The organism is Acinetobacter sp. CFCC 11171 (assembly GCF_003268405.1).
Taxonomy (GTDB): domain Bacteria; phylum Pseudomonadota; class Gammaproteobacteria; order Pseudomonadales; family Moraxellaceae; genus Acinetobacter; species Acinetobacter amyesii.
Map to the genome: position 1 here is coordinate 1 of NZ_LQXP01000004.1, position 23,266 is coordinate 23,266.

Genomic DNA, 23,266 nt, shown 5'->3' on the forward strand with positions numbered 1-23,266 from the left:
GTTTCTAAAAGAGGCTCACAACTAGGTGGGCCTTTTTGCACAGTGGACTATGGTTTTCTGTGTAATAATGGGGCGATTTACGCCCTTTTTTATTGGCTATCGTGTAGTGTCGACAGTATTTTGGTCAAACCGTCATGTTTCACTACTACTATAGTTTCGCATTGGTCTGTAGTGGTCATTTCGACCATCGAATCGCACAAATTTGACGAGAGTAAATGAAGCTATCAAATAAAACTCAAGCACTTCAGGACTTAATTGCCCCAGCGGTGCAAGCATGTGATGTAGAACTTTGGGGGATTGATTTCCAACCTCAAGGAAAACGTTCACTGTTACGTATTTATATCGACCGTGAAGTTGATGAAAATGCAGAACCTGTCATCAATGAAGATGGCGAAGTTGAGCAAGGCCGTGGTATCGGCGTGCAGGACTGTGTTCGTGTCACTCAGCAAGTGGGTGCGATGTTGGATGTACATGATCCAATTTCAGGCGAATATGCATTGGAAGTGTCATCTCCAGGTTGGGATCGTCAGTTCTTTAAATTGGAACAAATGACGGCATACATTGGTCAGCAAGTCGCTTTGCGTTTGATCAGTGCTGTAGATAATCGTCGTAAATTCCAAGCCAAACTTGTAAACGTAGACCTTGAGAACGAAATGATTCAGGTTGAAGTTGAAAAGCAACAAGTGTTGGATATTGACAGCCACAATATTGATAAAGCAAATCTGGTTTTCCAAGATTAATTTAATAAATAAGAATCTGAACGAATAGGTGACTTATGGCTCGTGAAATTCTTACCGTAGTAGAAACGGTTAGTAACGAAAAAGGTGTAAGTCGTGATGCAATTTTTGAAGCGCTTGAACAAGCTTTAGTTGCAGCGACTAAGAAGAAATTCTACGAGGGAACTCACTCGGAAGAAGCTCGTCTACGTGTAGAAATCGACCGTCGTACTGGTGATTACCGTACTTTCCGTCAATGGGAAGTGGTTGCCGACGAAGATCACGAAATGCCAGCATGCCAAGATGCGATCTCTGATGTAGATCCTGCAAAATGGGCAATTGGGGATATCCGTGAACTTGAAGTTGAATCGATTGATTTTGGTCGTATTGCGGCACAAATTGCGAAACAAGTGATTGTTCAAAAAATACGTGAAGCAGAGCGTGCGCTAATTGCAGATGCTTACGAATCTAAAGTTGGTGAACTCATCTACGGTGAAGTGAAAAAACAAACCAAAGATGGCTTTATCATTGATTTAGGTGACAATGCAGAAGCATATCTTGCGCGTGAAGAAATGATCGCTAAAGAAATTCTACGTCCTAAACAACGTGTAAACGCGATTTTGTTTAACGTAAACCGTGAAGGCCGTGGTGCTCAGTTATTACTTTCTCGTTCTAAACCAGAAATGCTCATTGCATTGATGAAGAAAGAAATTCCTGAAATTGCTGAAGAAATCATTGAGATTAAGGCTGCTGCACGCCAACCTGGCGTTCGTGCTAAAATCGCTGTGAAAACAAACGATCACCGTATTGATCCTGTAGGTGCATGTATTGGTATGCGTGGTACACGTATCCAAGCAGTTCAATCAGAGTTAAATGGTGAGCGTATTGATGTAGTCGTTTGGTCTGATGACGCGGCACAGTACATTGCAAGTGCTCTAGAGCCTGCTGATGTATCAGGTATCGTGATTGATGAAGAAGAACGTACTGCAGATATTATTTTTGCAACGAGTGATCAGTTAGCACGTGCAATTGGCTCTCAAGGTCAAAACGTACGCTTAGCATCTGAATTGACTGGTTACAAGCTCAATATGATGCTTGAAGAAGAATATCACGCACGCCAACAAAACGAAGCGCAACAATATTTAGATATGTTTGTTACACGTCTAGATATTGATGAAGACTTAGCGATGGCGTTAGTTGAAATGGGTTTCACATCATTAGAAGAAATCGCGTATGTTCCTGCGGAAACATTCGATGAGATCGAACTTGATGCTGAAACTGTTGAAATGCTACAAGGTCGTGCAAAAGAAATCGCATTGGCTGATGCATTGAAGCAACAAGAAAACATCCAAGAGCCAAGCGAAGAGCTTGCTGCAATGGAAGGCGTGACTAAAGAAATCGCATATGCGCTTGCCGCTCGCGGTGTGGTAACTGTAGATGATCTTGCAGATCAAGCCACTGACGATATCTCTGATATCGAAGGTTTAGGTGCTGAAAAAGCAGGTCAACTTATTATGAAAGCGCGCGAATCATGGTTTAACTAGGAGGTAATATATGACGGACAAGTCGATTAAGGAGTTAGCTCTCAGCGTGGGTCGTCCAGTTGAGAAGCTGCTGGAACAGGTTCGTGATGCGGGTTTACCACAAACTAAACCTGACGATATTATCTCCACTGAACAACAAAATGCCCTCGTTAACCATTTGAAAAAAGTTCATGGTCAGGATGCGGGCAATGCAGGACAAATCACGTTGAAACGTAAAACTACCAGTACTGCTAAAGTGGCGAGTACATCGGGCAAGGCAAAAACGATTAATGTAGAAGTTCGTAAGAAACATACATTTGTTAAACCGGATCCTGAGCAAATTAAAGCTGAAGCATTAGCGAAAGCACAAGCTGACCAACAAGCACGTAAACAGGAACCTAAGGTTGAAGCGAAAGCTGAAGAACCGAAGCAACAACCAGTATCTAAAGCGAAACAAGCTTTAGAAGCAATGCGTGCTGCTGCGAAGCAAGAACATGCGAAGCAAGAAACACCGAAAGCTGCGGTTGTTGTAAAACGTAAGTCAAACAACAAGCCAATTACAAAACCTGTTGAAACTCTAGAACAGAAAAAAGCACGTGAAGCTCAAGCAGCACAATTGAAAGCTGTAGAAGAAGCGGCGCGTCGTAAAGCCGCTGAAGAAGCGCAACAACGTACGCTTGAGCAAATGCGTCAAATGGCGTCTAAGTATTCTAACGAAGACACTACTGCGACCATTCGTGTTGTAGATGATTCTCCGCTTGCTGCCGGCCTTGTAGGTCAGGCATATGAAGATTCATTTGCGAAAGAAGACCGTGAAATTAAACGTGGTACCAATACCAACAATTCACGTTCACCTAAAAAAGGTGGTCGTCGTGGCGAAGAGCAATCTTTCCGTGATAACTCACATAAACGTGGTTTAAAAACAAGTCAAGCGAACAAGCATGGCTTTGAAAAACCAGTTAAAAAACAAGTTTATGATGTTGAAATTGGTGAAACAATTGTTGTTGCTGACTTGGCTGCGAAAATGGCGGTTAAAGTTCGCGAAGTTATCAAATCACTCATGAAAATGGGGGAATTGGTTACTCAAAACCAAGCGATTGATCAAGAAATTGCAGCACTTGTTGTTGAAGAAATGGGTCACAATCCAGTACTTGTTTCGGATACACAAGCAGAAGACAACTTACTTGAAGCAGCTGAAGAAGCGCGTGGTGTCCAAACCACTCGTCCGCCAGTTGTGACAATTATGGGTCACGTTGACCATGGTAAAACATCACTTCTTGACCGTATTCGTCGCTCTAAAGTGGCTGCAGGTGAAGCAGGTGGTATCACACAGCATATTGGTGCTTACCATGTGAAAACTGAAAAAGGTATTATTACTTTCTTAGATACACCGGGACACGCAGCATTTACTGCAATGCGTTCACGTGGTGCGAAATCTACAGATATCGTAGTGTTGGTTGTTGCAGCAGATGATGGTGTTATGCCACAAACTGCGGAAGCGATTGACCATGCACGTGCAGCAGGTACCCCAATTATTGTTGCTATCAACAAAATGGATAAAGAGTCTGCTGATCCAGATCGCGTATTGAATGAGTTGACGACGAAAGAAATCGTACCTGAGCAATGGGGCGGTGACGTTCCAGTAGCAATGGTTTCTGCGCACAGCGGTGCAGGTATCGACGAGCTTCTAGACTTGATCTCAATTCAAGCCGAACTTCTTGAGCTTAAAGCATCTGAAGAGGGTGCAGCACAAGGTGTTGTAATTGAAGCACGTGTAGACAAAGGGCGTGGTGCGGTAACATCGATTCTTGTTCAAAACGGTACATTGAAAGTGGGTGACCTTGTTCTTGCAGGTTCGTCATACGGTCGTGTACGTGCGATGACAGATGAAAATGGTCAACGTATTAAATCTGCTGGTCCTTCGATTCCTGTGGAAATCTTGGGTCTACCAGAAGCGCCAATGGCAGGTGATGAAGTTCTTGTTGTAAATGACGAGAAAAAAGCACGTGAAGTTGCTGATGCGCGTATGGATCGTGAACGTCAAAAACGACTTGAGCGTCAATCTGCGATGCGTCTTGAAAATATCATGGCGTCTATGGGCAAGAAAGATGTGCCTATTGTCAACGTGGTATTGAAAACAGACGTACGTGGTACTTTGGAAGCATTACACGTTGCACTTGCTGAACTTGCAACTGATGAAGTGAAAGTACGTATTATTGGTTCAGGTGTTGGTGCGATCACTGAGTCTGACGTAACACTTGCTGAATCATCAGAAGCGGTTCTTCTCGGCTTTAACGTACGTGCTGATAATACTGCACGTCAAAAAGCTGATGCTGATGGTATCGACATTCGTTACTACTCGATCATCTATCAATTAATTGATGATGTGAAAGATGCGATGAGCGGTAAATTGGCGCCTGAACACCGTGAAACAATTCTGGGTGTGGCTGAAGTACGTGAAGTGTTCCACTCAAGTAAATTCGGTGCTGCTGCAGGTTGTATGGTACTTGAAGGTACATTACACCGTAATAAACCGATTCGCGTATTACGTGATGACGTGGTGGTATTCCAAGGTGAGCTTGAATCTCTTCGTCGCTACAAAGATGTGGTTGAAGAAGTTCGTGCCGGTATGGAATGTGGTCTTGCGGTGAAAGGCTATAAAGACATCAAAGCACAAGATAAGATTGAAGTGTACGATGTTCAATTGATTAAACGGAGTCTTTAATGGCGGGTAGTCAACGTCTGAAGCGTATGGCGGATACAGTACAACGTGAGTTGTCAGAACTGATCCGTCAGGAGCTGAAAGATCCACGCTTAGGTGGTCTCGTGACCATCTCTGCCGTGAAGGTGAGCCCAGACTTAGGATATGCCGAAGTTTATGTGACTGTAATGGGTCGTGAGCTAGGCGATGAGCAAAGTGAAGCCGCAAATAAAGAGACTTTAGATGTCTTGAATAAAGCATCTGGTTTCTTGCGTCATGAACTAAGCCGTCGTATCAAAACACGTATTACGCCACGTTTGCGTTTCCATTACGACAAAACAAATGCTTATGGCAACTATATGTTTGGTCTAATTGCGGAAGCGGTCAAGGACTTACCTCCTACTGACGAAGCAAAAAAAGATGATTAATAATTCAGTTCGCTGAATGAAAAAAGCCACCTTTGGGTGGCTTTTTTATGTTTGAATAACGGTAATTTAAAAACTCAATCACTTTAAAATTATAATATGCCAATGAAAGACAGGTCGAACATGATATTTAATCCGCCAATCTGTAAAAATAATGAATTGAAAAAAATAATCCTTTTGAGTAGCGCATTATTTATTACTATGCCAAGTTGGGCATGTTTAAATACCTATGTAGAAGATTTTTATACATCTGATTCACAAAAAGAAAATCAACGCGAAGAACATCATGACGAGAAATTGAATAACTTTGTATCAAGGCATCCTAGCCCAATAGACTATCAGGCAGAAAATGATTATGCCGTACATCAGATTTATGCAGGTAAATACGATTTAGCCATTATGGTTTTAAGTGAAATTGAAAAAGAGCATCCAGGTTTACCAAAGACTGCAGTGAATTTAGGTACTGCATATGAGTTGATTGGCAATATTCCACAGGCCAAAAGATGGATTGCTGAAGGTATGAAACGTGATCCAACGATTCACCTTGGGAGTGAATGGATTCATCTGAATATTTTAACAGCCAAAGAAAAAGTGCGACAGCAAAATATTTTCATGAATATCTATTGTTGAATGTATATTGTGGAACAGGTTATGTACCCGATGCACACTGGAAGAATCAGCGGAAACTCAGAACAGCAGAATATGATGCTATACGAGAGCAGGCTAGTTTACAGATTAATGAGCGGAAAAATTTTGTTTCAAGACAGGATGCCGTGATGGCACAGCTGTTTTATGAATTGGCGAATCTTGAGATGAGTCAATATCAGCCTAAATGGTCTGATCATTTTCAAAGTAGTTTTGAGACTAATTTACTGATTGATTTAGCTAGGCAGTATGGTTTAAAAAAAACACCTTATAACCAAAAACGTTTGCAATATATGGCTCAAGGGAATGTAATTGAGAAATTATGGATGAAAATTAAAGAATTTTTTAGCTCGAAGGCATAATCAAACTGGATCTAGATTTAATCCAGATCCTCCGGTTTTGAATGGCGTTTAGAGTGAAATGCACGGCGCCGAGTTCGCTGCCAAGGAAGAGGGCGATTAAGCGCTTCTGGTGCATCACCACTCATCGAGCGCAGTCGTAAATGTAATGCCGCTTGTGCCATGAGGTTTGCAGAAACCGGTGCAGTGATAAAAGCAAAAAGCGTGATCAGGATTTCTGCAAATCCAAAACGGCCTTGAAATGCTGCATAAATAATTGCAGCAATTAGAAAACTTCCTAAACCTAAGGTGCTTGATTTAGTCGGTGCGTGCAGTCGCATAAATAAGTCAGGTAGGCGAACCATGCCAATACCGCCGACCAACATGAAAAAAGCGCCAATCACCAAAAAAATCGAGACCAAAATTTCCATGACTAATTGCATATTAAAGGACTCCTAGTCGATGACGTGGCCAGTAGTGAAATAACGCGCTAAAGCAGCTGTAGATACAAACCCCAGCATGGCAACCAATAAAGCCCCTTCAAACATTGATGTACTTGCCCAATAAATACCTAAAATGACGATTAAGCAGGTGGCATTTAAGAACAAAGTATCTAAAGCAAGTAGTCGGTCCACAACTGAAGGTCCCATCACCAAGCGGATGAGGCACAGTAACATCGAGATCGTCACCGCAACTAAACAAATGCCAAGCGCATAAGGTAAAATTGTCATGCAGACTCTCCTGTATCAGCGCCAAAAATGAGGATGAGAGGGCGTTCATAGCGCTCTTTAATGGTTTGAATTTCTGCTTCAGGATCATCCGTGCTCAGAGCATGGACCAAAATATCACCACGGTCTTGGTCAATTCCGGCAGACACCGTACCGGGTGTCGTGGTGATGATCATCGCAAGCAGAGAATTGACTTCTTCATGCTGTGTATCGAGAGGAACACGGAACCATTTCGGATGCAATTTATGTGTCGGACCAAGGACGAGTTTTGCAACATGGATATTACTGACAATAATATCCCATAACACTACAAAGAATAATTTACATGCTGCCAGCCAGTTGATATTCGGTGTTCGATCAATAAAAGGGCGAACCATTCGCGGAATAACAATGGCTAAAACCAAGGCCATGCATAGTGTGGCCGCATCTAAACTGTGCGCTAACATCACCCAGCTCAGACCAACCATGACTGATACCAATGGATGCGGAAACCAGCGATTAAATAAAGATAGTGTCGCCATGTTAAGGTACCTCCATCGGTTTCAGCTGGGTCTCTTCAGGCAATTTTTCTTCTTGTTGCTGTCCCTGAATTTGGCGTCGCTTATATTCAGAAATATGTTCGCCATTTAGGGTTTCAGGCGCAATCAATGCAGGGATGAGGTGTGCATTTGGATCCGCTGATTCGCCACCATATTTGGTTTCAGGTAAATTTTCAGGATCATAAGGTTGAACACTGATAATTTGACCTTCTTTATCCTTTTTCAATAGCAACGATTCATATAATGGGTTGTCTTGAATTTGCTGCGCAGTCTTGTAGGTATAGTCATAGATTGGTGCAGCAAAGACCATATATCCCACAAGCGCTGTTAATAGTAGATAAATGGTCTTGTCATTGCGTAGCGGAGCCTTATTCGGCAAAGCCTGATAACGTTGATATTCTTCAGTATCAATATCATCTTCTGGACGAGATGAACGCCAGAAAAGTACAAAACCAACGCGGGTAAATGCCATGATACTGAGTAAACTCACCAACAAAACAATTAAAATAATCATGATTTGGTAAGGTGAATTGGCTGTGGCTTGTAAGATAAATACTTTACCCAAAAAGCCGCTAAAGGGTGGTAGACCAGCCATCATCAACGCAATGATGAAATAGCAGACAGCAACGGTATTATGCTGTTTCATGCGGGGCGCAAGTTTAAAATGATCTTTAAATTCGCCGCGTTGTGAGGTAATCCAACCCGATAGAATATAAAAAGCTGCACCAATAATGGTACTGTGAATCAGGTAATAAAGTCCTGCAGCCCATGCATCCGTATTAAAGAGTGAAATCGAAACCAATATTGTGCCGATAGAAGACAAAATCATAAAACCGACAAAGCGACGTAAACGATCCGTTCCGATTGCACCATAAGCACCATAGAGCGACGTCACTAAACCAATCGGTAATAGCCACTGCTGTAAGATTTCACGGCTAATCCCATCGTCAAACACAGTGCCATTAACACGGAGAATGGCATAGATGCCGACCTTGGTCATAATGGTGAACAAGGCTGCGACAGGAGTGGTTGCCACAGCATAGGTCTTCGGTAACCAAAACCCTACAGGCAGCATTGCTGCCTTGATGCCAAAGACGGTAAACAGTAACAATGCACCAGCTACAGCAATACGATGTTGATCGGCTTCAAGCAAAGGTATAAGTCGTGCAACATCTGCCATATTTAAGCTACCTACACTGCCATAAATCATCCCGAGTCCAATCAGGAAGAGGGCAGAGGCAAATAGGTTAATGGTGACGTAATGAATCCCCAATTGAAAACGTGCTTTGCCTTGGCCGTGTAAGAGCAAAACGTACGATGCCATCAACAGGATTTCAAAGAAGACAAATAGGTTAAATAAATCGCCTGTTAGGAATGCACCACACAAACCCATCAGTAAGAAATGGCACATGGCATGGAAATAACGACCACGCTCATCCCATTCTTTGCTGGCAAACCACATCACTGGCACAGCAAGACCATAAGTCAGCACCAACATGAATGCTGAGAGTCGATCTAGAACTAAGACAATACCAAACGGTGCGGCCCATTCACTCAGGTTATAAACCAAGACTTGGCCAGAGCTGGCGATCATCAAATAACTGATAGATGTGATCAGCCCAAGGATGCCAGAAACATAGCTGATTCCACGACGCCAAGGTTGTCGCCAGTCATGTGCCAACGAGCCAGAGCCGGGGTTGCCCAACAGGACTAAAATAAATGCAGTAATTGCAGGAATTAAAATACTGAAAATCGGGCTGTGGGTAGTCCAAAATTGGATGAAATCATGCATTATGGCTCATCCTCCCGCGGGTCAATTTGCGGTATTTCTTCTTTGGAGTCCACATGATCTGTTCCGGTTTCATAGCGGCTACGCAGAGCCAATTGTACGATAAACGCAGTGGTCGCAAAGCCAATCACAATGGCGGTCAGGACCAAGGCTTGCGGTAAAGGATCGGTCGCTTTGGTTGTTTCCGTTAACACAGCCGGTGCGTTGATATGAATACGCCCCATGACAAATAAAAATAAGTTGACGGCATAGCCAATCATGGCTAAACCCAGCACGACAGGAAAGGTACGTGCCCGCAAAATCAGGTATACCCCTGTTGCGGTCAGTAAGCCAATGGCTGAAGCGAGTAAAAATTCTAAACTAATCATCTTATTCGCCTCTTGGAACTGGACCAGACATACTCGAGTGACGCGAGTCGCCTAAGACGGAAATCATTAACATCGTCGCACCCACAACAGTGATGTAGACACCTGTGTCGAAGAGGGCAGCGGAGGCAAGGTGCATTTCACCTAAAATGGGTGGTGAGACATAGATATGAGCACTGGTCAGGAATGGGCGGCCCCATAGCCAAGCAGCGATCCCTGTCAAACCCGCAATGGTTAAACCAATACCAATCCACACTTCATATAAGCGACCTGATTTTGCACCAATCAATTGTTCGGCACGGTCTTGACCGAGCGCGATATATTGAATCACTAAGGCTAAAGAGGTAATTAAACCTGCAATAAAGCCACCGCCCGGTAAGTTATGACCCCGTAGGAAAATATACAGACTGACCACCAAGGCCAAAGGCAAAATCCAAGATGAGGTAATACGGAACATCAGTGGCGACGGATTAAAACGATAGGTTAGACCTTGCGTAATGGTGGTGCCATGAGCACGCATACCATCCATCATGCATAGCGTACCAATTGCAGCAATTCCCAGTACGGTAATTTCACCAAAGGTATCGAAACCACGGAAGTCCACCAAGATCACGTTGACCACATTGGTACCACCACCAAGTGGGATAGACTGCTGCATGAAGAACCATGAAATGGAATTGTGATCACGGGTCATGATCAACCATGAAATCCATGCAATCCCTAGACCTGCAATAATCGCAATCAATGCATCTCGCCAACGACGTGACACGCTCGACTCATAAGGGGTGAGCTGTGGTAATAACGATAAGCTCATGAGTAAGAGCACGGTGGTCACCACGTCAACAGTAATCTGTGTTAACGCCAAATCGGGAGCGGAGAAACAGATAAACACCATGGTCACAACCAGACCGACTGCACCACTGATGAGGACGGCTTTAATCCGTTCATGGTGGAACCAAAGCATCATCCAACATGCAGAGAATAATAATAGCCACAGAACGATCGCGATGACCGGTGCATGTACCAGTTCACGACTGCCTGTGCCGATGCCTTGCAGCCAAAATGGAACGATGACGATGGCTACACTAAAGATTAAAATCCACAATACATAGCTTTGTAATTTGCCATTTTCAGTAAAGCGACGGAATTTTCTTGAGCTGAGTAAAAGATATTTTAAAAATAAGTCGAACAGCACTTTACCTTGCAAACGACCCAAAAATGGATCTAAGTCGATCCGCCGTAATTTGCCGCCCTTTGCCAATGCGAAGTAGAAAATTAAACCACCCAATAGTGCTATTACACTCATCAAAAGCGGTGCATTTAAACCATGCCAAATCGCTAAATGTGTACCTTCAAACGCAGGGTTTTGAATACTCGCACGTGCTGTGCTGTTGACTATATGCTCAACCAATAGGGCAGGGAATAATCCAACTAAAATACATAAAGCAGCCAGTAATGTTGCTGGTGCGCGCATACCAAACGGTGGTTCATGTGCTTCTTTATTGGGAATTTCTTTCCCCAGTGGACCATCAAAAAACACCCCGTGAACTAAACGTACTGAATACGCGACAGCAAAGATACCGGCAAAGGTGGCAATGATGGCCGATACGATCATCACAGGCCCAGTCAGATTGGCTAAAAGCTCAGTAAAGAACATCTCTTTAGAGAGGAAACCATTGGTTAATGGGACACCTGCCATAGAGGCCGCAGTGATCATGGTTAGCGTTGCGGTAAACGGAAGTAATTGCCATAAACCAGAGAGTTTTCGTAAATCACGTGTGCCTGATTCGTGGTCAATAATCCCCGCGATCATAAATAGGGCTGCTTTGAAGGTCGCATGATTAATGATATGGAAAATGGCAGCCGCAACTGCGAGGGGAGATCCGATCCCGAGTAAGCAAAAAATCAGACCTAAATGGCTGATGGTGGAATAGGCCAAAAGCCCTTTTAAATCTTCTTTGAAAATGGCAAAAAAGGCCGCCATACATAAGGTAAATAAGCCAATAAAGGTGACCAAGTTGTGATACAACGCAGCGCCTGCAAAAATCGGTAATAAGCGTGCAAGCAGGAAAATTCCGGCTTTCACCATCGTGGCAGAGTGTAAATAGGCCGAGACGGGGGTCGGTGCCGCCATAGCATTTGGCAACCAAAAATGGAAAGGGAACTGCGCACTTTTGGTAAATGCCCCCATTAAAATTAATAGCAGTGTGGGTACAAAAAGCGGATGCTGCTGAATTTGGCTACTCATCGTCAGGATTTGATCAATCTGATAGGTGCCCGTGATTTGTGCCAACAGAACAAAACCACCCAACATGCATAGACCACCCATACCTGTAATGGTCAAAGCCATTCGAGAGCCACGCTGAGCTGCGTCGTAATTGCTCCAATAACCGACCAAAAGGAAAGATGAAATACTGGTGAGTTCCCAGAAAATGAGTAATAAAATTAAATTATTAGACAATGAAATGCCGAGCATGGCAGCCATGAACAGCATCAATAAAACATACAGTTTACTGAGCGAATTCTTTGGACTTAAATAATAGTAGGCATAGATATAAATTAAGGTGCCGATCCCGGTAATGAGCAGGGAAAACAATAAGCCCAGTGCATCGAGGCGGAAACTGAAATCAATGCCAACTTGAGTGAGCCATGGCCATGTTTGAATGATGGTTTTGCCATTAAATACATCTTGAGCCTGACTCAATAATAAAACTAAACTGCTGAGGCTGACGCCAATCGCCCCTAAAGCTGTTACCCCGCGAGAGAATTGCTTCAACCACGAGACAAGTGTTGTGCCTAGTATTAACGGTAACAATATAATAATCGGTAGCACACTCGTATCCATTGTCTTGATTAGGCGGTGAAACCTAGGTGTATTTCATCTTTCAAGGATTACAGGACAGCAAAGAGCAGTCCAAAAATTCAATCTTGAAAGCCATGTGTGTCAAAAAAAATTAAAAACAAGCTGTGTTGCGCAACTCGTGAAGCGATAGCAATTTCCGATGTTACTATGAAAATTGCAAATAAAACCGATCATATTACATGCGTAAAACAACATCAATCTTTTTTATGAACCACTTACATATTATACGCCTGACGAAACTGTCTAGACATCTATTGCGGCCTTGTTGCTGAATATTTAAACATCGAGTCGGTGTATTATACTCAGCCAATCAGCCTCAGTATTTTTAACTCAGTGGTTGGATTGTAACGTCCTGATCACCTCGCTGTGATAAAGCCCTAACCAATTCTTGTTGCTGTTGCTCGGTCAGTTGTGTCTGAATTAATTGCAACATGTGCTGGATGGTATCCGGATGGTTCAGCGGCTCATTTAATTCAGTCTCTTCAGTTTTAGGTGGAAGCGATGGTTTAGATCCGAGTTGCAACTGCTGATAAATTTGATCATAGGTTTCTTGTAGTTTTTCAGGCTGAATCTCACTGAGCTTTTTATTCTGTAATTGTAAGCACTGAAAGCGAGAAGCTTGTTCCATCAGTTCAGGACGGTTGCCGCTGGCAATGATTTGGAGTCGTGGAAACGCTTGATTTAAACGGGTCAAAATCACTTGAGTCATGTTTTGATCGAGTTGGTGGTCTATGGCGTCGATCAATAAAATGCCATCACCTTCTTGGCATGGATATAAGCTATGAGGATTGAGTATACACAGGCGACGTACAATATCACCAATTAAGGCCACAAGGTTGCGCACACTATTCGACAGCTGTTGAAATAACATGTCTTTGCCTTGATAGCAGACCATTAACTGTAATTTGGGGTGATATTGCAGATAAATATTGCTCACATCGGGCAACACGGTCTCTAAAGCTTGTTTTAATGATCTGAGTGACGGCGCGTGTAGATCGGCCTGAGCTTGTGCTAGTTTATGCCCAAAAAGAGGCGTGTCTGATGCGTTGGGTATATCGGCTTGGGTTTTAGGATGTAATAAATTGTGAATTAATTCGGCACTTTGCGCATTTTCAATGTCGGATATTTCTCGAAACCACTCAAAAAAACGAATAAACGTGGTAAAGGGAATGGCCGATATTTCATAAGCATGCGAAGGCTGAAAAATAGCAGGATTATTTTTATTGAGAATATTCACATCGTTGACGAAACGTTCAGCAGGGTAATAGGCAATGAGTGGCAACCCTTGTAACGGATCGGCTTTGAGGGCTTTTTGATACAGCGCAACCATCGATTCTAATTGCTGTGTTTCGGCCTTACTGAGACCGACGCCTTGACTGTTTAAGGTTTTGTACAATTGCCATGAACAACATTGTGGGTCATGGTCTTGTTGATCACTTGAAAGCTGAAATGAGCCAATCTCTTCGGGAAAACTGACTTGAATATCAAGTTTCGATTGCAAGCGATTTAACATGATGTCTTGATCGAGCATTACCACGCCTGCGGTACGTAAATCTTTATAGCGTGCAGCAAACCAAGTGAGGGCCTGATAACTAAAGCGTAGTAGGGAGGTTTTTCCAGAACTTTGATCACCCAAAATTAAGGTGATCGGCAGATCGTGGTAATTAAAATTGAGGGTGATATCAGTAAAATGAAGGGTGTGCTTGAGTTGGATCGATTGTAATTTCATGGTGCACCTTTTACTGATTTATTGTTTATTCACCTTTTTCATCATACTAGCTGACCGCTTGTGCCAAAGATTTGGGCATTTGACGTTTTAAGTGCTGCATCAAGTCATAAATATGATGGATATTTAAACTTACTTTAGCACGTGTGCAAGCCACGTAAAGTAACCGTAACTCTTCGTCACTAATTTTATAATCTTTATCGTTGAGCTTAAATTGGTAGTCATCTTCAATATGTACCCGATCCCATTCTAAACCTTTGGCTTTATGGGCGGTCGAGATGATGTAGTCGGCTTGATCAATTGGGGTGATTTTCGCCAGCGCCTTTTTCAGTGGGTCAGTACCGTGGTCATCGACCAACTTCACTAGCGGTTTAATATCGCTGCCGTCGTTGGTTTCACAATATTCATGCACATCATGCCATGAGTTAAACCACGCAAGCTCTGGGACATCGACTACGCGCTTGCCTTGCTTGAGCATGGCTGCAGCATCGACAAAACGATTGAGTCGCGCATGATCTGCTTGCAGGCTAACTTTTTCGCCCTTAACCAAACCCGCCAATAACAGTTCCATCGCACGTGCATTGGTACGACATAAAATGGCATCGCGCATCTTGGTATGTGGTTTATTGACCACTTTAGAGTTGAGCTGCGGATTACCCAATAAAGGCACGGTTTCGTTCAATGCGCCCAGTAGAGCATTGGCGTTCAAGGCAATTTCTTCACCAAAACGGAAAGACGTGGTTAAACGGGATTCAGGTAAAGGGAGTTGCTGCATGGCATTGACTGCGCCACGCCATGCATAAATTTGTTGATGCGCATCGCCAACATAGATGACTTGAGTATTCCGCTGTTTCAGTAAAATCCCTAGCATTAGCGGGTCAGCATCTTGAGCTTCATCGAACAGCACATAATCCGCAGGAATATTCGGTTCAGACAAAGCCCAAAGTTTTAAATAAATATCGTGTCCAATCCCTGCTGCATGGTTCGGATCAATCGACTCTAACCAACGACGTTCAATGGCAGGATACAAATGCTTTTGTAAGCTTTCGATATCGTCCGGATGCAACCAACTCGGTGCTTGTAGATGTCGTGGGGCAGGGTATTGCGAACTGGTCGAACAGAAATAACTGACAGCGTTTGCCACCAGACTTGCCAAACGCGAAGGCATGAGTACATATTTTTCATAACGACCGCCCATCATACGACGTAAGGTGATCGGTTCTAGTCGATATTCTTTGGCAATAAAACTCGGACTTAAACGTGGTAGACGCAGTTTGTCAGTCACTCCACGTGGAACACTACGATAAGCCAATGAGTGGAAGGTTCGACAGTCGACATTTTGATGAAAACGATTCTGTGCTTCGGTGGCAATGGCTTTGTTAAAGGCCAAGTACATGCCACGCCGCTGAGGCATGGCATCACTGATCATTTGGAGTGTGGTGGTTTTACCTGTGCCAGCATAGGCAATCACTTTAAATGATTTACCAAGACGTGCGTTATCTATGGCGGTGGCCTGCTCATAGGTCGCGGTCGGTTTTTTAAGATCTGGCACGGTTGCGTCTTAGTGCTGACGGTTGGCTTTTTCAACCAAACCGGAAAGGCCTTGACGACGAGCGAGTTCGTTAAGTACCAATTGAGGATCAATATCGAAATAACCCAACATCACAATGGTATGGAACCAAAGGTCTGCTACTTCGTAAATCAAATCGTTTTTGTTGTCTTCATTGGCTTCGATTTTGAAATCTTTAGCGGCAATGATGGTTTCAACACTTTCTTCACCGATTTTTTCTAAAATTTTGTTGAGGCCTTTATGGTAAAGCTTTGCCACATAAGAGGACTCAGGATCAGCTTGTTTGCGTTCAGCCATCATTTTACCTAAGTAGTCGAGTACTTCGACTTGCTCAGATTGCGCATTGGATGCATTCATCGCAAGGGTATGTGGATTTGCTGATTTTGCACCATAAATTGCAGCCGGATCTTTTAATTGCGCATCGACAATTTCCCAGCCATTGGCAGTAAGCTTGCGGTAGAAGCATGACTCACGGCCGGTATGGCAGGCAATGCCGCCATGCTGTTCAATTTGTAGCACAATCACGTCAGCATCACAGTCCAAACGGATTTCATGTACGGTTTGGAAATGGCCAGATTCTTCACCTTTGTGCCATAGCTTATTGCGTGAACGTGAAAAGTACACCGCCTGATTTTTTTCTGCAGTTTGCGCCAACGCTTCACGGTTCATCCATGCCACCATCAATACGCGCCCGCTTTGATGATGCTGTGCAATAGCAGGCACTAAGCCTTGTTCGTTAAATTTTACTTCATCGAGCCATTGCAGGTTGTTCATGAGGATTTCACCAATTCAAAAATCAAAAAATAAATGCCGCAGCATTTGAGCAGCACTATAGTGTAAGCCATCAAGAGAATGATGGGGAGTTAATTCTTAATCAAATTTTAAATTGCGCAGTTCAGCCGCAGAATCATCTGCAGGCTTTCGGGCAATGTCAGCATAATTCATTTGCCCAAATGCACCCGTTTTTAAGCCGGAAATCGTAATCGCCATTTCTTTGCGGAAAAACGGCAGCTGATACATAGCACGAAATGAAAAATCACGGAGCGGTGCTGTCCAGCGATGATGTGATTGATAAAAAGGAGTCAGCAAGCGACTAAAAAATTGGTAAAATCGCACGGAGGGCAACCGTAGCTGATGATACTCCTGCCAGAGATTTTGCAGTGAGGAGTCCTGTTGATATTGAAGCAGAGCTTGACTGATGGCCCATGCATCGAGCAAAGCCATATTGGCGCCTTGTCCAAGCTGTGGACTCATGGCATGAGCAGCATCGCCTAATATGCCGATACGACCTTCACCAAGTTTGCTCAGCACCACATCACGATAATTGGCAGATAGCCATTGCTGCGGATCATCTGGATGTGGAATCACATGCGCTAACCATTCTGCAACACTCGGCCAGCGTTTTGAAACTTCAAGCAACCATTGCTGCTGTGCGTTCTTGGTTTTTAAGAATCCCTCTAAATCTTCTGTAGGCAGACTCCAGAAAATGCTCGAAAGGCGCTGTTCAGGCTGCGTTGGAATTGCTCCCGTTGGCATCACACCCATCATGATATTGGAACGGTCATAGAACTGATGCAAGATCTGCGGATTGAGTACTTCGCATTCAGGCACGATGATCCACTTCGCCCCCCAAGGATAGGCTTGGTTGAGCTTTTCCCATGCATTAGGGCGTAAATGGCTGCGTGCACCATTGGCAATCAGCACGAGATCAAACTGACGTTGAAAGGATTGATCTACGGACTGCCCAATTACGTTTATACCCTCACTGGATTCTTGAAGTTCATGCACTTCATGCGCCATGCACCACTCAACGTGTTGAGGATATTCACGGACTTTGGATGCGAGGACATGACAGAGCGTGGCACGGTGAATGCCGAGTCCATATGAACGTTCATCGGCTTGTCGATAATGACTGTTAATCAGCAAGTCGCCGCCAGCCAGTTGACCTTCCAGACCTGTTACCACAGCACCTAGGCTTAAGGCATGTTCCAAAATGCCTAAATGTTCGAAAACCGCAAGCCCGGCGGGTTGTAATAATAATCCTGCGCCCACAGGTTCAAGTTGTGAGACTTTTTCATATAAGCAGATTTGATGGCCTTGATTAGCAAGCATTGCTGCAGCAGCCAATCCTGCCGTACCTGCACCGATGATGGCAATATTTTGAGTTTTCATTGTTATAAAAGTTGATTTTATCTCAGCCCAATGTAGCAAAGATGCTGCATAAAACCCAATAAAAAAGCCCTCAAAAGGGCTTTTTAAAGGGGGAGTCAGGTCTTACCAATGTTCACCAGGGAATAGGCGAGCATATGCTTTTTGTACCCAATTGAGTTTTTCTTGCTTACCAATAGACGCTGAAGAGCTTGGGAACAGGTTATAACCAATCGACATGAGTTTATTGTTAATGTCAGGAGCAATGGAGTAGGTGATCGAAGCCAAACGGCCCAAATTGGTCGCCACTTTCTTCGGACGTTTCACGATGGCATAGGCAATCAGGTCGGCTGCTTGTTCTGGAGAAAGGGTTGGTACGTATTTATAAATTTTGGTTGGGGCGATCATTGGTGTGCGCACCAATGGCATATATACCGACGTGATGGCAATATTATGCGAGTGAACTTCAGCACTTAGGCAACGACTGAAAGCATCTAATGCGGCTTTAGACGCAACATATGCAGAGAAGCGCGTTGCATTGGCCAATACACCAATCGAGCTGATATTAATGATATGACCTTCACGGCGAATCATCATTTTCGGCAGTAAATTCATCACCAAACGTACCGCGCCAAAATAGTTCAACTGCATAGTACGTTCAAAATCATGGAAACGATCAGTTGATTCATGCACGGCACGGCGAATAGAACGGCCAGCGTTATTAATTAAAATGTCAATATGATCGACGGAAGCGAGAATTTGTTGTGCCACAGCATCAATGGATTCCATATCATTGAGGTCACATGGGAAAACATCAGCTTTACCGCCAGTGGCTTCAATTTCAGCTTTTACGGCATCAAGAGTTTCTTTGGTACGTGCAACCAATAGAACATGTGCGCCTGCGTTGGCAAGGCGATGCGCTGTGGTTAAACCGATACCACTTGATGCACCGGTGATTAAAATGGTCTTGCCGTTGACACGGTCAACGAAACGTTTCTCAAGTCTTGAATTCACGATGAGGTTCCCTGTTAAATCAGTTTTATTGTATTCATTTATCGGCCCGACAATGCTATGTGCAGGGCTGTTTTAAGTCAGCGGTATGATAGCGTTTTATTAAAAAAAAGCCATATGATAAGTAATTGATAATAAAATATATTTAGAGTTTTTACTCTAAATTAAAATCCCTATTTACTCATTTTTTAACACATAAATATGTGAAAGAGAAGTGCTTTTATCCACATCGTTGCAACGTAAAAAAGTCGATTTTCAAGATAAATAAAATTGTAAATAAATATAGAAGCAGGGCCATAGATGCGCAAAATTGAAAGGCGGATAATGTGGGGGTGGTTATTTAAATGAAATGGAAATAAAAACAGGCCTTAAAAATAAGACCTGTGGATTGTGCACTTGTGGTTTAAACAGCAGCTAAGGCTTGCTCTAAGTCGGCAATCAAGTCATCTGCATGCTCGATCCCAATCGATAAACGAACCATATCAATGCTGACTCCGGCTGCTTTGAGTTCATCTTCATTGAGCTGACGATGTGTCGTGGTCGCAGGATGGCAAGCTAAACTTTTGGCATCACCAATATTCACAAGGCGAGTAAATAACTGCAACGCATCGATGAAACGTGTGCCACCTGCAAGGCCGTCTTGAACCCCAAAGGAAAGAATCGCAGATGGTTTGCCTTTGACATATTTTTGCGCCAAAGCATGCTGAGGATGGTCTTTTAGGCCAGCGTAGTTGACCCATTTTACTTTTGGATGCGCTTGTAAATATTCCGCCACTTTTTGCGCATTTTCAGTATGACGCTCCATGCGCAGGCTTAAGGTTTCCAAACCTTGTAAGATTAAGAATACATTATGCGGGCTGATCGCAGCGCCTGTATTACGCAGCGGGACCACGCGCGCACGGGCAATATAGGCTGCGTCACCTAAGGCTTCGACATAATTGACCCCGTGGTAGCTTGGATCAGGGGTGTTGAGTGATTTAAAGCGTTCAGGGTATTTGCCCCAAGGAAATTTGCCGCTATCGACGATGATGCCACCGATCGAATTACCATGACCGCCAATATATTTTGTGAGTGAGTGCACCACGATGTCGGCACCAAATTCAAATGATTTTTGCAGAACAGGTGTGGCCACAGTATTGTCTACGACTACAGGTATGCCAAATTCATGCGCAATTTTCGAAATTGCTTCGAGGTCAATAATATTGCCCAATGGGTTACCAATAGATTCGACAAAGACCAACTTGGTTTTGTCATCGATGAGGCTACGCAGCGCTTCAGGGTTTTGATAATCAAAGAAGCGAACTTCAATGCCTTGTTTCGGCAGGGTGTGGGCAAACAGGTTATATGTGCCGCCGTACAGGGTCGAAACAGAAGCGATATTGTCGCCTGCTTCAGCAATGGTTTGAATCGCATATGTAATGGCAGCCATACCTGATGCCAACGCCAGTGCGCCTATACCGCCTTCGAGCGCTGCAACACGCTGTTCAAGTACCGCCGTGGTTGGATTCATAATGCGGGTATAAATATTACCCTGAACTTTTAAGTCAAATAAATCAGCACCATGCTGCGTGTTATCAAACGAATATGATGTTGTTTGATAGATCGGAACTGCAACAGCTTTGGTGGTTGCTTCCGGGGTATACCCCGCGTGAATTGCTAAAGTTTCGTCTTTATATGTCATGATTACATCATCTAAGTGAGCTAATTTTTTAAATAGTCTATCATTTATATATATGAATAAAAGTGCTTTATTTATAAAATGAATATCATAATTATTCATATTGTTGAAAAATTTTCAGCTAAAGATGAGCGAAATCATGCTTAAAAACGCATGTTTAAATTTTGTTCGCCATTAAACTTGTAACAATGCATTGAAGGCGTGTGCGAAACCTTATTTTTTCACGACTTTATGCGTATAATAGCCGATTATTTTTTCGCTCAATTGAGCAGGGGCAACTTTGTGTTGTTCCGTATATGTTTTGACTATTGAGGAGTCCTAAGTGGCCCAATATATTTACACGATGAACCGTGTGTCGAAGATGGTTCCGCCTAAGCGCGAAATCCTGAAAGACATCTCTTTATCATTTTTCCCAGGCGCAAAAATTGGTGTGCTTGGTCTAAACGGTGCAGGTAAATCTACCTTGCTTCGTATTATGGCGGGCGTAGATAAAGATTTCTCAGGTGAAGCACGTGCTCAACCGGGTATCAAAATTGGTTACCTTGAACAAGAGCCGCCATTGGATGAAAGCAAAGACGTTCGTGGTAACGTTGAAGACGGTTTACGTGAGCCGTTAGATGCTTTGGCGCGTCTTGATGAAGTGTTTGCAGAATATGCAGCAGAAGATGCTGACTTTGATGCACTTGCAAAAGAACAAGAGAAGTTAGAAGCCATTATCCATTCATGGGATGCACATAATATTGTGAACCAAATGGATCAGGCTGCTGCAGCGTTGAACCTTCCAGCTTGGGATGCAGATGTATCTAAGTTGTCTGGTGGTGAGCGCCGTCGTGTTGCACTTTGCCGTTTGTTATTGTCTAAACCAGACATGCTGCTTCTAGACGAACCGACGAACCATTTGGATGCTTCATCAGTATCTTGGTTAGAACGTTTCTTGAAAGACTTCCCAGGTACAATCGTTGCGATTACCCATGACCGTTACTTCTTGGATAATGTGGCAGAGTGGATTCTTGAGCTTGACCGCGGCATGGGTATTCCGTACCAAGGCAACTACTCTTCTTGGTTAGAGCAGAAAAATGCCCGTTTAGAGCAAGAGCAGAAGCAAGAAGAATCTTTTGCTAAAGCATTGAAAAAAGAACTTGAATGGGTTCGTTCAAATGCTAAAGGTCAGCAAAAGAAAAACAAAGCGCGTATGGAGCGTTTTGAAGAGCTTAACTCACGCGAATTCCAACAGCGTAACGAAACGTCTGAAATCTATATTCCACCTGGTCCACGTCTAGGTAATAAAGTTGTAGAAGTTGAAGGTATTAGTAAATCCTTTGGTGACCGTACACTTTATAAAGATTTATCGTTCGTTGTACCACCTGCTGCAATTGTAGGTATCGTGGGCGAAAACGGTGCGGGTAAAACCACATTATTCCGTATGATGACAGGCGAACAACAACCAGATACAGGTACAATTACACTGGGTGAGTCTGTTAAAGTGGCTTATGTTGGTCAGATTCGTGACACCTTAGATGACAACAAAACTGTTTGGGAAGAAGTTTCTGGCGGTTTAGATATCTTGAAAATTGGTGAATACGAAATCGCATCTCGTGCGTATATCGGTCGCTTTAACTTCAAAGGTCAAGATCAGCAAAAACGTGTAGGTCAATTGTCAGGTGGTGAACGAAACCGTTTACAACTTGCGAAAATCCTGCAAATGGGTGCAAACGTCATCTTACTCGATGAACCGTCAAACGACTTGGATATTGAAACTTTACGTGCGCTTGAAGATGCTATTCTGGTATTCCCAGGTACTGTCATGGTGATCTCGCATGACCGTTGGTTCCTTGACCGTATTGCTACGCACATCTTGTCATTTGAAGGTGAAGCACCTGAATTCTTTACAGGTAACTACCATGAATTTGAAGAATACCGTCGTAAACGTGATGGTGATGACCTTGTTGCAAAGCGTCAAAAATACCGCAAAATTGGCAACTAAGTTCCAGTTTTAAAGTAAAAAAACCAGCCTGCGGGCTGGTTTTTTATTACTTAGGATGCAATGACTATACGACAATGTCTTCATAGGCATGATGTAAGACGTAGTCTGCATGTTCATGGCCTTGTGCAGCAGCTTTACTGAGCCAAAGTTCTGCAAGTTCATAATTACGGTCCAAGCCGAGTTCTCCACGTAAATAACCGAGACCTAAGCGATATTGGGCATCTTTATGACCTTTTAATGCGGCACTTAAGAAATTCCACATGGCATTGCGATAGTCAGTAGGGGATTGGTCTGCTGAATCCATAGTATGGTGACTGAGAAAGTCTTGATGGTGTTGAGCCGCAAGAATTTCAAAATAAGTCCCTTGGGCGTAATCACCCTCGGCTTCTGGAATCGAAAGGGGCATTCCTTGCAACTTTGGATTCATCTGTTGTGACAACAGTGCATAGATTTTTTTCAGAGCTTGTATCATCATTGTTAAACTCCTTGTTGCTAAATATAACCACTTGATTAATAA

20 protein-coding genes are annotated in these 23,266 nt (G+C 43.4%); 7 read left to right on the forward strand and 13 right to left on the reverse strand.

Annotated features, from left to right (window positions below; genetic code table 11):
* The first annotated feature begins 215 nt into the window (after positions 1 to 215).
* The 6 genes from rimP to AVJ20_RS18300 all read left to right on the forward strand — a co-directional run bounded on the left by rimP (position 216) and on the right by AVJ20_RS18300 (position 6,372).
* Positions 216 to 740 (forward strand): ribosome maturation factor RimP, encoded by a 525-nt coding sequence (rimP, locus tag AVJ20_RS03175; RefSeq protein ID WP_078192559.1) that lies wholly within the window; start codon positions 216 to 218, stop codon positions 738 to 740.
* Between the two features lie 35 nt (positions 741 to 775).
* Positions 776 to 2,260, forward strand: coding sequence for a transcription termination factor NusA (gene nusA, locus AVJ20_RS03180; protein WP_078192558.1), 1,485 nt, complete (start codon positions 776 to 778; stop codon positions 2,258 to 2,260).
* A gap of 10 nt (positions 2,261 to 2,270) precedes the next feature.
* Positions 2,271 to 4,964, forward strand: coding sequence for a translation initiation factor IF-2 (gene infB / locus AVJ20_RS03185; protein WP_111884116.1), 2,694 nt, complete (start codon positions 2,271 to 2,273; stop codon positions 4,962 to 4,964).
* Positions 4,964 to 5,368, forward strand: coding sequence for a ribosome-binding factor A (locus tag AVJ20_RS03190; protein WP_111884117.1), 405 nt, complete (start codon positions 4,964 to 4,966; stop codon positions 5,366 to 5,368). The genes infB and AVJ20_RS03190 overlap by 1 nt, the downstream gene beginning before the upstream one ends.
* A 174-nt stretch (positions 5,369 to 5,542) precedes the next feature.
* Positions 5,543 to 5,995 carry a tetratricopeptide repeat protein gene (locus tag AVJ20_RS03195; RefSeq protein WP_162689719.1) on the forward strand — a complete coding sequence of 151 codons (453 nt, stop codon included), beginning with the start codon at positions 5,543 to 5,545 and terminating at the stop codon, positions 5,993 to 5,995.
* Positions 5,989 to 6,372 carry a hypothetical protein gene (locus tag AVJ20_RS18300; protein ID WP_162689720.1) on the forward strand — a complete coding sequence of 128 codons (384 nt, stop codon included), beginning with the start codon at positions 5,989 to 5,991 and terminating at the stop codon, positions 6,370 to 6,372. Before AVJ20_RS03195 ends, AVJ20_RS18300 begins: the two co-directional genes overlap by 7 nt.
* A gap of 17 nt (positions 6,373 to 6,389) precedes the next feature.
* On the opposite strand, the gene AVJ20_RS03205 is transcribed toward AVJ20_RS18300, so the two are convergent.
* From AVJ20_RS03205 to AVJ20_RS03260, 12 genes are all read right to left on the reverse strand, one after another.
* Complete coding sequence (locus AVJ20_RS03205) at positions 6,390 to 6,791, reverse strand: Na+/H+ antiporter subunit G (RefSeq protein ID WP_111884120.1); 402 nt, start codon at positions 6,789 to 6,791, stop codon at positions 6,390 to 6,392.
* A gap of 12 nt (positions 6,792 to 6,803) precedes the next feature.
* Positions 6,804 to 7,079, reverse strand: coding sequence for a monovalent cation/H+ antiporter subunit F (locus AVJ20_RS03210; protein ID WP_078192553.1), 276 nt, complete (start codon positions 7,077 to 7,079; stop codon positions 6,804 to 6,806).
* Entirely contained in the window at positions 7,076 to 7,597 is a 522-nt protein-coding gene (locus tag AVJ20_RS03215; protein ID WP_111884121.1) for a Na+/H+ antiporter subunit E, read from the reverse strand. The genes AVJ20_RS03210 and AVJ20_RS03215 overlap by 4 nt, the downstream gene beginning before the upstream one ends.
* A 1-nt stretch (position 7,598) precedes the next feature.
* Positions 7,599 to 9,407, reverse strand: a complete 1,809-nt coding sequence (locus AVJ20_RS03220) for a monovalent cation/H+ antiporter subunit D (RefSeq protein ID WP_111884122.1) — start codon at positions 9,405 to 9,407, stop codon at positions 7,599 to 7,601.
* The gene (locus AVJ20_RS03225) at positions 9,407 to 9,772 is read right to left on the reverse strand and encodes a Na+/H+ antiporter subunit C (protein ID WP_078192550.1); all 366 of its coding nucleotides are present in this window, start codon (positions 9,770 to 9,772) and stop codon (positions 9,407 to 9,409) included. Before AVJ20_RS03225 ends, AVJ20_RS03220 begins: the two co-directional genes overlap by 1 nt.
* A 1-nt stretch (position 9,773) precedes the next feature.
* Positions 9,774 to 12,614: a monovalent cation/H+ antiporter subunit A gene (locus AVJ20_RS03230; protein ID WP_111884123.1), complete on the reverse strand. Its 2,841-nt coding sequence runs from the start codon at positions 12,612 to 12,614 to the stop codon at positions 9,774 to 9,776.
* Positions 12,615 to 12,957: 343 nt separating this feature from the next.
* Positions 12,958 to 14,361 carry an ATP-binding protein gene (locus AVJ20_RS03235; protein ID WP_111884124.1) on the reverse strand — a complete coding sequence of 468 codons (1,404 nt, stop codon included), beginning with the start codon at positions 14,359 to 14,361 and terminating at the stop codon, positions 12,958 to 12,960.
* A gap of 46 nt (positions 14,362 to 14,407) precedes the next feature.
* Positions 14,408 to 15,910, reverse strand: coding sequence for a UvrD-helicase domain-containing protein (locus AVJ20_RS03240; RefSeq protein ID WP_111884125.1), 1,503 nt, complete (start codon positions 15,908 to 15,910; stop codon positions 14,408 to 14,410).
* A gap of 9 nt (positions 15,911 to 15,919) precedes the next feature.
* Positions 15,920 to 16,702, reverse strand: coding sequence for a bifunctional phosphoribosyl-AMP cyclohydrolase/phosphoribosyl-ATP diphosphatase HisIE (hisIE, locus tag AVJ20_RS03245; protein WP_078189402.1), 783 nt, complete (start codon positions 16,700 to 16,702; stop codon positions 15,920 to 15,922).
* Between the two features lie 96 nt (positions 16,703 to 16,798).
* Complete coding sequence (locus tag AVJ20_RS03250) at positions 16,799 to 18,100, reverse strand: FAD-dependent oxidoreductase (RefSeq protein ID WP_111884126.1); 1,302 nt, start codon at positions 18,098 to 18,100, stop codon at positions 16,799 to 16,801.
* A gap of 102 nt (positions 18,101 to 18,202) precedes the next feature.
* Positions 18,203 to 19,090, reverse strand: a complete 888-nt coding sequence (locus AVJ20_RS03255) for an SDR family NAD(P)-dependent oxidoreductase (protein ID WP_111884127.1) — start codon at positions 19,088 to 19,090, stop codon at positions 18,203 to 18,205.
* A gap of 400 nt (positions 19,091 to 19,490) precedes the next feature.
* Positions 19,491 to 20,768, reverse strand: coding sequence for an O-acetylhomoserine aminocarboxypropyltransferase/cysteine synthase family protein (locus AVJ20_RS03260; RefSeq protein WP_111884128.1), 1,278 nt, complete (start codon positions 20,766 to 20,768; stop codon positions 19,491 to 19,493).
* Positions 20,769 to 21,087: 319 nt separating this feature from the next.
* Here AVJ20_RS03260 and ettA point away from each other — a divergent pair, with 319 nt between their 5' ends.
* Entirely contained in the window at positions 21,088 to 22,749 is a 1,662-nt protein-coding gene (gene ettA, locus AVJ20_RS03265) for an energy-dependent translational throttle protein EttA (RefSeq protein ID WP_111884129.1), read from the forward strand.
* A 64-nt stretch (positions 22,750 to 22,813) separates the two neighbouring features.
* Here the strand turns inward: ettA and AVJ20_RS03270 are convergent, their stop codons facing one another.
* Positions 22,814 to 23,224 carry an SEL1-like repeat protein gene (locus AVJ20_RS03270; protein ID WP_111884130.1) on the reverse strand — a complete coding sequence of 137 codons (411 nt, stop codon included), beginning with the start codon at positions 23,222 to 23,224 and terminating at the stop codon, positions 22,814 to 22,816.
* Positions 23,225 to 23,266 lie beyond the last annotated feature (42 nt).